Genomic DNA, 11,791 nt, shown 5'->3' with positions numbered 1-11,791 from the left:
ATCCAAATCTGTTCCTAACGATCCGATACCCCCCGCCTTACTGCGTCAGGATTTCCTGCTTTTTCTTCGCCGCCGCCTCGTCGGTGTCGGCGACATATTTGTCGGTCAGCTTCTGGACTTCATCCTCAGACCGCTTGCGCTCATCCTCGGAGATTTCCTTCTTCTTTTCGTCGGTCTTCAGGCTTTCCATCGCATCGCGGCGCACGTTGCGGATCGCGATCTTGGCCTTTTCGGCATATTGATCGGCCAGTTTCGCCAGCTCCTTGCGGCGATCCTGCGTCAGATCGGGGATCGGCAGGCGCAGAGTCTGTCCGTCAATGATCGGATTGAGGCCCAGATTGGCGTGGGCAATGCCCTTTTCCACCGGGGTCATGTTCGATTTGTCCCACACCTGCACGCTCAGCATACGCGGTTCGGGCGCCGATACCGTGGCGACCTGATTGAGCGGCATCATCGCGCCATAGACTTCGACCACGACGGGATCGAGCAGGCTGGTATTGGCGCGGCCCGTGCGCAGGCCCTGAAGATCGCCCTTCAAGGATTCCACCGCGCCGTTCATTCGGCGCTCGACATCGGCCTTGTCATATTGCGGCATGGGTAGGCTCCCCTCTTCTATCAGCTGTCTTGCGTTTCAGTTATCTTGCACAATGGTCTGTACGCCTTCACCTGAAAGCACGCGGGCAAGGTTGCCCTGCTCACGGATCGAGAAGACCACAATCGGGATTTCGTTATCACGGCACAGCGCCACCGCCGATGCGTCCATCACCTTGAGATTATCGGCGAGCACCCGGTCGTAAGTTACCGTATCGAAACGCTTTGCTGCGGGGTTGTGTTTGGGATCGCTGTCATACACCCCGTCCACGCTGGTGCCTTTCAGCAGCGCGTCGCACTTCATTTCAGCCGCGCGCAGCGCCGCGCCGCTATCGGTGGTGAAATAGGGGCTGCCCACCCCTGCGGCAAAGATCACCACGCGCCCTTTTTCCAGATGGCGTTCAGCGCGGCGGCGGATCACCGGTTCGCACACCTGATCCATCTGGATCGCGCTCTGCACGCGGGTGTGGACACCAATCTGTTCGAGCGCGTTCTGCATCGCCAGCGCGTTCATCACCGTCGCCAGCATCCCCATGTAATCGGCCTGCGCGCGATCCATGCCCGCTGCTGCGCCCGCCATCCCGCGAAAGATATTGCCGCCGCCGATCACCAGGCAGATTTCAAGCCCGGTGTCTTTCGCCGCCTTCACTTCCTTGGCGAGTTCGGCGACGAAGGCCGGATCAATTCCGAACTGCTGTCCGCCCATGAGCACCTCGCCCGAAAGCTTGAGCAGCACGCGCTTGATCGGAGGGAGTGACATGGGGTTACGATGCTCCGGGTGGAATCTTGAGCCAATGATTTGAGTGCGCCGCACTTAACCGCCAATCGGCCAATGCGCAAAGGGAAAGGCCCAGTTTAGGGTGAGGGCCTATTCCGCCTGAGTGCGCGCCGGAAGCGTGTGCAGCAGACCTTTGGTGAAGCCGCGTGGCGCCACCGACAGATGATCCTCGTCCGCCAGCACCTCTGCTTTCAGATTGAGGCCAGGATAATTTTGGGCGCTGAGCAGACCGGCAAAGGTCGCGTTATCGGCCACCATATCCACCTCTTGATTGTAGCGCTTATCACCTGCTCGTTGTGCTTCAAATTCGCCAACATAGACATAAACATCGGTATCGATTGCAGTAATCTGATTCAGCAGGCTTCGCGTTTGTCTCAGCAGATATTTCCTGTCGTACCAGAACGATGGGCTGCCCAACACATAGCCGCTGAACATCTGCGGTTCCGTCATCAGTATTTGCGCGCCCAGCAACCCGCCGTAGGAATGGCCGACATAAACACGCCGGCCCGGTGCCGCACGAAAGCGACTTTCAACGAACGGAAGCACCGTATCGCGCAGATAATCACGATAACGCAGCGATTCTCCATGGACGGCTCCGGCTGGCGCACCGGAGGCACCGTTGACAGTCGGGGTGTAATCGCGCCGGCGGCTGGCCATCGGATCTTGCCCTTTGCCATAGGACAGACCGACAAGAATGAATTCCTCGATCCGTGGGCCGGCCCCGTTCATGCGGCGACCAATCAGGCGCAATATGGGGAAACCGTAATCGGCATCCGTCACATAAACGACCGGATAGCTTCGCGCGTTGCGATCATCATAGCTTGGTGGCAGGCTAACATAGGCCTGATAGGTTATGCCGCTGGCCGGGTCGGGCAGGTCGAAGACTTGCGAGCCCAGTAGCTCGTATGCCTGCCCTGCACCGCGCTGGCTGGGAAGTGCGCTGTCAGCACTGACGCCCGCTTGCGAGGAAAGCGGGGCGGAGCAAGCGGCGAGCAACATCGAACCGACCAACGCGCACTTGCACAAATTCATGAAACCCCCTTGTCGATCGCAACGACCGGTTGCGCCGGGCTCGCCCCAAAAACAACGGGCCGGATGGTCAATACCACCCGACCCGTGCGTTTTTCCCGACGATTCGGGCAATTACCCTGCGACTGCTGCGGCGACCTCCGCTGCGAAGTCGCTCACTTCCTTCTCGATGCCTTCGCCCAGCTGGAAGCGGGCATAGTCCTTGAGCACGATCGCGGTGCCCGCAGCCTTGCCGGCCTGCGCGACCAGATCGGAAATGACGGTCTTGTTGTCCATCACGAAAATCTGGCTGAGCAGCGCGTTTTCCTTGGCGAATTTCTTCACCGCGCCATCGACCATCTTGGCCTGCACGTCAGCAGGCTTGCCGCTTTCGGCAGCCTTTTCCGCCGCAATCTTGCGTTCACGGTCGAGCACTTCGGGGTCAAGCCCATCGGCATCCAGCGCCATCGGGAAGGCGGCAGCGGCGTGCATCGCCAGCTGCTTGCCCAGCGGTTCGAGCACGTCGGCACCCGCTTCGCTTTCCAGCGCGATCAGCACGCCGATCTTGCCCAGACCTTCGGCAGCGGCAGTGTGCATGTACGAAATCACTGCGCCCTTATCGACGGCCACCGACTTGATCCGGCGGATCTGCTGGTTTTCACCGATGGTAGCGACATTGTCGGTCAGCTTGTCCGCCACGGTGCCGCCGTCGGGGTAAGCCGCCGCCTTCAACGCATCAACATCATCGCTGCCCAGCCCGAGCGCTACCTGCGTGGCTTTGCGCACGAAATCCTGGAACTGTTCGTTCTTGGCGACGAAATCGGTTTCCGAATTCACTTCAACCGCAACGCCGCGGGTGCCGACAACCGCGACGCCGACGAGGCCTTCAGCCGCCGTGCGGCTCGACTTCTTCTGCGCGGTGGCGAGGCCCTTGGCGCGCAGCGCGTCAACCGCAGCTTCGATATCGCCGCCCGCTTCGGTCAGCGCCTTCTTGGCGTCCATCATGCCAGCGCCAGTGCGCTCGCGCAGCTTCTTCACGTCGGCGACGGAGAAATCAGCCATGAGAATATCCTTTTCATTCAGTTTCAAGGGCGCCCGGCCCTGCCCTTTCCGCAGAGGGAGGCAATGCCGGGCGCGCTATAGAGAGATTGTGACGGGTGATTGACGCGCACCCATCAAAAATGCGCGCCGGTCACACGAGAAATCAGGCTTCGGCGGCTTCGCCAGCAACGTCGTCGGCAGCCGGAGCTTCGACCACAGCTTCGGCCACGGCTTCGACCGGGGGTTCAGCCATCGCGCCGAAATCGCTCGACACGTCAGCCTGGAACTTGCCCTTGCCCGCCAGCGCGGCTTCACCGATCGCCTGGCAATACAGACGCACAGCGCGGCTGGCGTCGTCGTTGCCGGGAACCGGGAAAGCAATGCCCGAAGGATCGACGTTGGTGTCGAGAATCCCGATCACCGGAATGCCAAGCACGTTGGCTTCCTTGATCGCGAGGTCTTCCTTGTTGGCGTCGATCACGAACATCACGTCAGGAATGCCGCCCATGTCGCGGATGCCGCCGAGCGACATTTCCAGCTTGTCACGTTCACGGGTGAGCTGGAGCACTTCCTTCTTGGTCAGACCGCTGGTGTCACCCGAAAGCTGTTCTTCGAGCGCCTTCAAGCGGCGGATCGAACCCGAAATCGTCTTCCAGTTGGTGAGCATCCCGCCCAGCCAGCGGTGGTTGACGAAATGCTGGCCCGACATGCGCGCAGCCTCGGCAATCGGTTCCTGCGCCTGACGCTTGGTGCCGACAAACAGCACCTTGCCGCCCGAACGCACGGTCGATTCGACGAAATCGAGCGCGCGCGCGAACAACGGCACGGTCTGCGACAGGTCGATGATGTGAACACTGTTGCGCGCGCCGAAAATATACGGCTTCATGCGCGGGTTCCAGCGGTGGGTCTGGTGGCCGAAGTGAGCGCCGGCCTCGATCAATTGCTGCATCGTGACGACTGGTGCCGCCATAGGTAATTCCTTTCCGGTTGTTCCTCTGGAAGGCTGGAACCGCGCTGCGGAGCTCCCGCAAACGGCACCGGTATGTGCGCCTTCCATGTGAATTTGCGCGCGGGGGAGCCTTATGCCCACCAACGTGCGAGCGCGCCCTTAGCTTTGCGCGGCCACAAAATCCAGCCCCGATTGCCCTGCCCGCAAAAAATCCCCGCCGCGCCTGTAGGAAAGCCGCTTGACACGGCGGATCATATGGGGAACATAGCGAAAGAACAAACAATGAACGACTGTCAGTTAAGGACACCGCCATGCTTGCACTTGCCATCACTCTGCTGTTCACCTTCGCCGCAATCCTTGCGGTGCTCACCATCACCGACAGCGCGATCAAGGCGCGCGAAGCCTATGTGCAGTTGATGCAGCAAGCCGCGCTGATGCAGACGGGATTTGCGGTGCAGGTCAATGCGCCCGAATTGCGGGTGCGGCGCGATGCGGTGCGGGTTACGCCGGTTCGCCGTCCGCAGGCGCGGCGGATGCGGTCTGTTCCTGCCTGCGCCGCCGCTTGATCCGCCCATATTTGAACAGGCCATAGGGCATCAACACAAGATAGATGATGCTGATCGCGCTCAGCGTCCACCACGGTTCCAGCAGCATCGCGGCAAAGGCCAGCCCGACAAAGGCGATTAGCCCCAGCCGGATGGTCTTTCGCGGCCGCAGCGAGGCCCAGCTCAACGTTGCCATGTTGGAAATCATCAAAACAGCGATCACGGCGAGCCATATGGTCATCAGCACCGGGTTGCGGAACAGTTCCACCCCGGTTTCAGTCCACAGATAGAACGGCGTGAAGGCCAGCCCCGCCCCCACCGGCGCAGGCACCCCGGTCAGGAAGCCCGCGGATTTATGCGGTTGTTCGTCAGTATCAATCCCGGCATTGAACCGCGCCAGCCTGAGCGCGCAGCAAATTGCGAAGGCGAGCGCAGCAAACCAGCCAAAGCTCGGCAAATCCTTGAGCGACCACAGGAACAGGATCAGCGCCGGGGCCACCCCGAAGGATAGCGAATCCGCCAGACTGTCCAGTTCCGCCCCAAACCGCGACTGCGCGTTCAGCAACCGCGCGATCCGCCCATCGATCCCGTCAAGCACCCCTGCAAGGATCACCAGCAGGATCGCGTAAGACCAGTTGCTATCGATCGCAAAGCGGATGCCCGTCAGCCCCGCGCACAGCGCCGCTGCCGTAATCGCATTGGGCAACATCGCGCGAAGGGTCAGGCCACCAGCAGGGCTGGCATGGCGCAAACTGTCGCCCACATCTTCATCCTCAGCCGCCTTGGGGCCAAGCCGCGCGGGGAAAAACGGCATCCGGCGCTGTTTGGGAGCGCGGCTCATTGGGCGATCCCTTCGATCAATCCACGCTGGCCGATTTCTGCCAGCACCGTCTCACCCGCAATCGTCGTCTGCCCGATCATCACCTTGGGATCAGTTCCGGCGGGCAAATATATATCCACCCGGCTGCCAAACCGGATCAGGCCCACCCGCTGACCCTTCGCCACCATATCGCCGGGCTTCACAAACGGAACAATCCGCCGCGCCATCAGTCCGGCGATCTGGGTGAAACCGATCTTCAGCCCATCGCCGCGTTCGATCAGGATATGCTGGCGTTCATTCTCGTCGCTCGCCTTATCAAGCTCGGCGTTCATGAACTTGCCGGGGATATACACCACTCGCCGCACCGTTCCGCCCACCGGCGTGCGGTTGATGTGAACATCGAACACGCTCATGAAAATCGAAACGCGCGTGACCGGGCCGGTAGGTAGACCGGCAATGCCTGACCCATCATCGATCTGCAATTCCAGCGGCGGTTGCACTTCCTCGATCAATGTCACCAACCCATCAGCGGGCGCAACAATCGCGGAATCGGCCTGCGGCACCACGCGTTCGGGATCGCGGAAAAACGCGAATACCCCGGCCGACAGCAATAACAGCGGCCAGCCGACGATGTCCCAACCCAGAACGAGCAGGAAAAACAGGCTGATCGCGGTCGCAATAAGCCCGAATTTGCGCCCTTCCGGATGGATTGCGGGCCAGTTCCAGCCTGCCTCACCGCGGCCTTTGTTATCGAGGATTTCACCTGCCATCGGAGCGCTTCTAGGGAGTGGGGGCCGCGCCCGCAAGCAAGTCGGCGCGCAAGTGGCCCTAGCCAACCTTGCGCACGAACACCGTGCCCGCCGAATAGCCCGCGCCAAAGCTGCAAATCAGCCCGGTATCACCCGCGTTCAGATCATCGTGATGCAGGTGAAACGCGATGATCGACCCCGCGCTTGAAGTATTGCCGTAGGTGTCGAGCACGGTCGGGCTTTCATCCTCCGAGGCTTCGTGGCCCAAAACCCGCTGCGAAATCAGCCGGTTCATCCCGGCATTGGCCTGATGCAGCCACAGCCGCCGCAAGTCGCTAGGCTCAATCCCCAGTCGCGCGGCTTCATCCAGGATCATCTGTGCCACCATCGGCACCACTTCCTTGAAGACCTTGCGCCCTTCTTGCACGAACAGCTTGTCCGCAGTGCCTTCGGTTTCGGGCGACGCCCGGTTCAAAAAGCCGAAATTGTTGCGGATGTTGTTGGAAAACACCGTCTTGAGCTTGGTGCCGAGGATGTCCCAATGCGCCGCCGGAGCAATCGCCGCATCCTCGACCAGCACAGCAGTGGCGACATCGCCAAAGATGAAATGGCTATCGCGGTCGCGCCAGTTGAGGTGGCCCGAGGTGATTTCAGGGCTGACCACCAGCACGCTTTTGGCGTTGCCCGAACGGATATAATCGGCGGCGGTCTGAATGCCGAAGGTGGCCGAAGAACAGGCAACATTCATGTCGAACCCGAACCCGTCGATCCCCAGCGCCTGCTGAATCTCTATCGCCATCGCGGGGTAGGCGCGCTGCATATTCGACGCTGCGCACAGCACCGCGTCCACATCCTGCGGGTCGCGCCCGGCCCGTTCCAGCGCAGCCCGCGCCGCTGCGACGCCGATTTCGGCCATGATCGAGATTTCGTCATTGCCGCGCTCATCCCAGCGCGGGGCCATCACGTCAGGATCGAGGATCGGCGCCTTGCTCATCACATGGCGCGCTTTGATCCCGCTCGCCTTCTCGATGAATTCGACCGAGGAATGCGGCAGGGGTTCCACTTCTCCCGCAGCAATCGCAGCCGCGTTGGCGGCATTGTGGCGATCGGCAAAAGCGTTGAAGCTGGCCACCAGTTCTTCGTTGGTGATCGACTCTGTGGGCGTGAAAAGGCCAGTGGCAGAAATGACCGGGCGGCCAGTGAGCGCGGGGGTTGATTGCGTTTCCTGCATGTAACTCTCTTGCATGGGGCGCATTGCCTTACTGCTCGCCCCGCCCGCCTGCAAGCCCGACCAGCAACTGCGGGAACCGTGGAGGTTAGGTTGGCCTTGCCATGCCCTTGACCCGCCTTAGGCCGCACTTGACCCAATGTTTCACGTGAAACAAAGTGGGTGCACCTCAGGCGCAGTTGAGCGCGTCCAATATGGGGCAATCGGGTGCGGTATCACCCGAACATTGGGCCAGCGAGTTCGTAAGTGTCACCTCGATCCGCTGTAGATCGGCAATCTTTCGCCGCACATCGGCAAGGTGATCCTGCGTGCGCGCCATCACCTCGGCGCAGGTCTGCTCCCCGGCATCGGTGAGGGACAAGAGCGAGCGGATTTCCTCCATCGTGAACCCCAGATCGCGCGCGCGCATGATGAACTGCAACCGCTGCACCAGATCGGGCGGATAGACGCGGTAACCATTGGCGCTGCGCGGCGGATCGGGCAGCAGTCCGACCTTTTCATAATAGCGGATCGTTTCCAGATTGCAGCCAGTCAGCCGCGCCAGCTGCGCGCGCAGGATGCCACTCTGATGGGTCATGAAAAAACCTCTTGAGCCTGTGGTTGCTACAGACACTATACTCCGAATCATCAACTTGGAAGGCAGGAATCAGAATATGGCATCAACACCGGAAACCGGATTGCCAAACCCGGCCAAAATACCGGAACCGAAACCGGCAAACTGGCTGGCGACGGGATCGCTGATCGGCGCGGGGCTGGCTTCGGCCTGCTGCATCGTGCCGCTGCTGCTGGTGTCGGTGGGCATTTCGGGCGCGTGGATCAGCAATCTGACCGCGCTGGAACCGTATAAACCCTATGTCGGCGCGGTTACGCTGGCGCTGATCAGCTATGGCTTCTGGCACGTCTATTTCAAGCCGAAAGACCTGTGCGAAGATGGCTCTTACTGCGCGCGGCCACAGTCGGCGCGCACCACAAAGACGGTGCTGTGGCTGGGCCTCGCCATCGTGCTCCTTGCGCTCACCATCGACTGGTGGGCACCTTGGTTTTACTGAAAAGGAATAATCGCATGAATAAGACAATGATGATCGGCGTCGCGGTTCTGGCGCTGGCTGGCGGCGGGCTGACACTTGCGCTCAGCAATGGCGGCGCAGACCGCGTCGTGGTGGCCGATGCCGCGCAGGCGCAGACCACTTTCGCCATCGAAAACATGACCTGCGCGATGTGTCCGATCACCGTCAGGACGGCGATGGAAGGCGTTACCGGGGTCAGCGCTGTCGAAGTGGATTTCGACGCCAAGACCGCGCGCGCCAGCTATGATCCAAAGCGCACCAGCGCCACTGCGATTGCCGCTGCATCGACCAATGCGGGCTATCCGGCGCGGGCCATCTGAAGCCAGTTGAAAGTTAACACATGAACGATTGTTGCACCCTGCCCCGGCAGGACGGATTTGATCTGGCCGTTATCGGCGCGGGATCGGCGGGTTTTTCCGCTGCGATCACGGCGGCGGAACTCGGCGCGAGCGTGGCGTTGATCGGCCACGGCACGATCGGCGGCACCTGTGTCAATGTCGGCTGCGTGCCGTCAAAGGCGCTGATCCGTGCGGCCGAGGCGGTGCATGGCGGACGCGCCGCCGCGCGCTTCCCCGGCGTTGGCGGCGCTGTGCAGCTTGAAGACTGGAGCGCGCTGGCGGCATCGAAGGATGCGCTGGTGGGCGACTTGCGGCAGAAGAAATATGCCGATCTGCTGCCCGCTTACGAAGGCGTCAGCTATATCGAGGGCAAGGTGCGGTTTGATGGTGCGGCGCTGATGGTCGGCAATGCGCCGATGAAGGCGGGGAAGATCATATTGGCGATGGGCGCGCGTGCCGCCGTGCCGCCAATCCCAGGGCTGGAGGCCGTGCCCTTCCTCACCAGCACCACGGCGCTGGCGCTGGAACGCCTGCCCACATCGCTGCTGGTGATCGGCGGCGGGGTGATTGGCGTGGAACTGGGCCAGATGTTTGCCCGGCTGGGGGTTGAGGTCACCATCTGCTGCCGCAGCCGCCTGCTGCCCGAACTCGACGAAGAATTGAGCGCCGCCTTGCAAACCTATCTGGAGGCAGAGGGCGTGCGAGTGTGTGCCGGGGTGCGGTATCAAGGCATTGCGCAAACTGCCGCAGGGGTCGAACTCACCTGCGATGGCCATGAAGCAGGCGCGGTCATCGCCGCCGAGCAGGTGCTGATCGCCACCGGCCGCCAGCCCAACAGCGATGGGATGGGGCTGGAAGGGCGCGGCATCACGCTGGATCGCAAGGGCGGGATCGTGGTGGACGAATACCTCGAAACCAGCGTCCCCGGCATCTATGCCGCAGGCGATGTCACCGGGCGCGACCAGTTCGTTTACATGGCGGCCTACGGGGCAAAACTGGCCGCGCGCAATGCCGTTACCGGCAACCAGCACCGTTATGACAATGCCGCCATGCCCGCCGTGGTATTCAGCGATCCGCAGGTCGCCAGCGTCGGCCTGACCGAAGCGGCGGCGCGGGCGCAGGGGCTGGAGGTGAAAACCTCGCTGCTCCCGCTCGACGCCGTGCCCCGCGCATTGGCGGCGCGCGATACGCGCGGGATGATCAAGCTTGTGGCCAACAAGGGCACCGACCGCCTGCTTGGCGGGCAGATCATGGCCCCCGAAGGCGCGGATTCGATCCAGACGCTGGTGCTGGCGATCAAATACGGCATGACTACGGCAGAACTGGGTGCGACGATCTTCCCCTACCTGACGACAGTCGAAGGGCTGAAACTGGCCGCGCAGACGTTTGACAAGGACGTGGCGAAACTATCGTGCTGCGCTGGGTGATGATTGCAATTGCGGATGGTTATTGCAGGTCATCATCGGCCTCAAACGCCCGTTTGCCCTTGCGCTTCCATAGCACCTTGCCTGTTCGCGATCCTCGCCGCGCATCCTGGTCAACCTGGTGGAGCCGAGGGGGATCGAACCCCTGACCTCGTCATTGCGAACGACGCGCTCTCCCATCTGAGCTACGGCCCCGTTCCAAGTTGGCCTGACGGGCACCCCGATCAGGCAGGCGCGCGCATTAACCCGAAGCACGCACCCATGCAACGCAAGATTTTACCGCTGCTGGCACGGCACCACTACTCGCCGGATTGGCTTCCGGGCGAGGCTGTGATCGGTTCCACCACCGGCTGCGACACGAACCCTTCGGTGACCGGGATCACCGGCACCGCGACGCCGGTTGCCGGGTCGATCACAGTCTGCGCCTCCGCCGTCTGGCTGACCATACTGGCGAAATTGGGCACGGTGGCACCGCTGGCGCGGGCCTGTTGCACCACCACCCAGCCGGGCTGCGAGGCACCATACTGCGCGCCCCACTTGGCATCCCACTGCGCAGAGGCCTGCTGATAGGCTTCGTATTCGTTGAAGAACTGGTCAAACGGCATCAACAGCACATCAAAATTGGCGCGGGCAAAGCTGAGCGGATCGGTTCGCGGCGCGGCCAGCATACGGTTGGCAACATCAAGCGCGGCGCGGCAGAACCCGGCGCGCGCGGGCGGCAGTGCGAAGAAATTATAGACCTGCGTGGTATAGCCATCGCGCGCCACCATCGCATCACGGCGCGCCCGGAAACGGCTGGTATAGGTCTTTTCGATCCGGTCATTCACCGCCTTCAATGGCCGGACATTGCCGTTCAGAAAAGCGCGATAGCCATCAAGGATCGGCTGATATTCGGGCGCAAGGCAATTGAGCGCCGCGACGTTCCAGGCTGAACGGAAGTTCCACACCAGTTGGTCGTCAGAAAGGTTGCTGTTGACGGTGACGCGCCGCCCATCAGGCCCGCGGGCCGGAATCTCCATCAGGTAATGCGCGCCGCCCGGCGGCAGCGGGCGATAGGGCGCGGCCTCAACCACGGCCTGAGGCGGGGGCGGCGGCGGCGGTGGAGGCGGCGGCGGAGCGGGCGTGGCGCAGGCCGCCAGCAAGGCGCTGCCGACCGCAACCGTGGTGATCTTCAACCCGAACGGCGCGCGCGGCGCGGCGCTGCGCCTTTGGAACGTTGACGAAGGCTTGTGGGTGGCCGCGCTCATGGATCA

At 62.0% G+C, this 11,791-nt stretch carries 14 protein-coding genes and 1 tRNA gene; 4 read left to right on the top strand and 11 right to left on the bottom strand.

Going from position 1 to position 11,791, the window contains the following annotated elements; translation table 11 throughout:
• Positions 1-37 precede the first annotated feature (37 nt).
• The 5 genes from frr to rpsB form a co-directional block, all read right to left on the bottom strand.
• Positions 38-595 (bottom strand): ribosome recycling factor, encoded by a 558-nt coding sequence (gene frr, locus ABIE62_RS01010; RefSeq protein ID WP_354322790.1) that lies wholly within the window; start codon positions 593-595, stop codon positions 38-40.
• Positions 596-631: 36 nt separating this feature from the next.
• A complete protein-coding gene (gene pyrH / locus ABIE62_RS01005; protein ID WP_354322788.1) occupies positions 632-1,351 on the bottom strand; it encodes a UMP kinase in 720 nt (239 codons plus the stop codon).
• A 108-nt stretch (positions 1,352-1,459) separates the two neighbouring features.
• Positions 1,460-2,368, bottom strand: coding sequence for an alpha/beta hydrolase (locus ABIE62_RS01000; protein WP_354322786.1), 909 nt, complete (start codon positions 2,366-2,368; stop codon positions 1,460-1,462).
• Between the two features lie 144 nt (positions 2,369-2,512).
• The gene (tsf, locus tag ABIE62_RS00995; protein WP_354322784.1) at positions 2,513-3,439 is read right to left on the bottom strand and encodes a translation elongation factor Ts; all 927 of its coding nucleotides are present in this window, start codon (positions 3,437-3,439) and stop codon (positions 2,513-2,515) included.
• 142 nt (positions 3,440-3,581) lie between these two features.
• Positions 3,582-4,388, bottom strand: coding sequence for a 30S ribosomal protein S2 (gene rpsB / locus ABIE62_RS00990; RefSeq protein WP_354322782.1), 807 nt, complete (start codon positions 4,386-4,388; stop codon positions 3,582-3,584).
• Positions 4,389-4,678: 290 nt separating this feature from the next.
• On the opposite strand from rpsB, the gene ABIE62_RS00985 reads away from it, so the two are divergent.
• A complete protein-coding gene (locus ABIE62_RS00985) occupies positions 4,679-4,933 on the top strand; it encodes a hypothetical protein (RefSeq protein WP_354322780.1) in 255 nt (84 codons plus the stop codon).
• Here the strand turns inward: ABIE62_RS00985 and pssA are convergent.
• The 4 genes from pssA to ABIE62_RS00965 form a co-directional block, all read right to left on the bottom strand.
• Positions 4,869-5,753, bottom strand: coding sequence for a CDP-diacylglycerol--serine O-phosphatidyltransferase (pssA, locus tag ABIE62_RS00980; RefSeq protein ID WP_354322779.1), 885 nt, complete (start codon positions 5,751-5,753; stop codon positions 4,869-4,871). The two genes, ABIE62_RS00985 and pssA, sit on opposite strands and share 65 nt — an antisense overlap.
• The gene (locus tag ABIE62_RS00975) at positions 5,750-6,502 is read right to left on the bottom strand and encodes a phosphatidylserine decarboxylase (protein ID WP_354322778.1); all 753 of its coding nucleotides are present in this window, start codon (positions 6,500-6,502) and stop codon (positions 5,750-5,752) included. The genes pssA and ABIE62_RS00975 overlap by 4 nt, the downstream gene beginning before the upstream one ends.
• Positions 6,503-6,560: 58 nt before the next feature.
• The gene (locus ABIE62_RS00970; protein ID WP_354322776.1) at positions 6,561-7,727 is read right to left on the bottom strand and encodes a beta-ketoacyl-ACP synthase III; all 1,167 of its coding nucleotides are present in this window, start codon (positions 7,725-7,727) and stop codon (positions 6,561-6,563) included.
• Positions 7,728-7,878: 151 nt separating this feature from the next.
• Positions 7,879-8,286, bottom strand: coding sequence for a MerR family transcriptional regulator (locus tag ABIE62_RS00965; protein WP_354322775.1), 408 nt, complete (start codon positions 8,284-8,286; stop codon positions 7,879-7,881).
• A 76-nt stretch (positions 8,287-8,362) separates the two neighbouring features.
• On the opposite strand from ABIE62_RS00965, the gene ABIE62_RS00960 reads away from it, so the two are divergent.
• Genes ABIE62_RS00960 through merA form a run of 3 tightly spaced genes read left to right on the top strand, consistent with a single transcriptional unit; the run spans position 8,363 to position 10,541 of the window.
• Positions 8,363-8,758: a mercuric transporter MerT family protein gene (locus ABIE62_RS00960; RefSeq protein WP_354322774.1), complete on the top strand. Its 396-nt coding sequence runs from the start codon at positions 8,363-8,365 to the stop codon at positions 8,756-8,758.
• A gap of 14 nt (positions 8,759-8,772) precedes the next feature.
• Positions 8,773-9,096 (top strand): heavy-metal-associated domain-containing protein, encoded by a 324-nt coding sequence (locus ABIE62_RS00955; RefSeq protein ID WP_354322773.1) that lies wholly within the window; start codon positions 8,773-8,775, stop codon positions 9,094-9,096.
• A 20-nt stretch (positions 9,097-9,116) separates the two neighbouring features.
• Positions 9,117-10,541, top strand: a complete 1,425-nt coding sequence (gene merA, locus ABIE62_RS00950) for a mercury(II) reductase (RefSeq protein WP_354322772.1) — start codon at positions 9,117-9,119, stop codon at positions 10,539-10,541.
• A gap of 116 nt (positions 10,542-10,657) precedes the next feature.
• Here the strand turns inward: merA and ABIE62_RS00945 are convergent.
• Positions 10,658-10,733: transfer RNA gene (locus ABIE62_RS00945), tRNA-Ala, on the bottom strand.
• Between the two features lie 104 nt (positions 10,734-10,837).
• Positions 10,838-11,785: a hypothetical protein gene (locus tag ABIE62_RS00940; RefSeq protein ID WP_354322771.1), complete on the bottom strand. Its 948-nt coding sequence runs from the start codon at positions 11,783-11,785 to the stop codon at positions 10,838-10,840.
• Positions 11,786-11,791 lie beyond the last annotated feature (6 nt).

Origin of the sequence: Porphyrobacter sp. MBR-155, from assembly GCF_040547625.1 — a bacterium.
Taxonomy (GTDB): domain Bacteria; phylum Pseudomonadota; class Alphaproteobacteria; order Sphingomonadales; family Sphingomonadaceae; genus Erythrobacter.
This window is presented reverse-complemented; position numbering and strand designations above follow the sequence as displayed.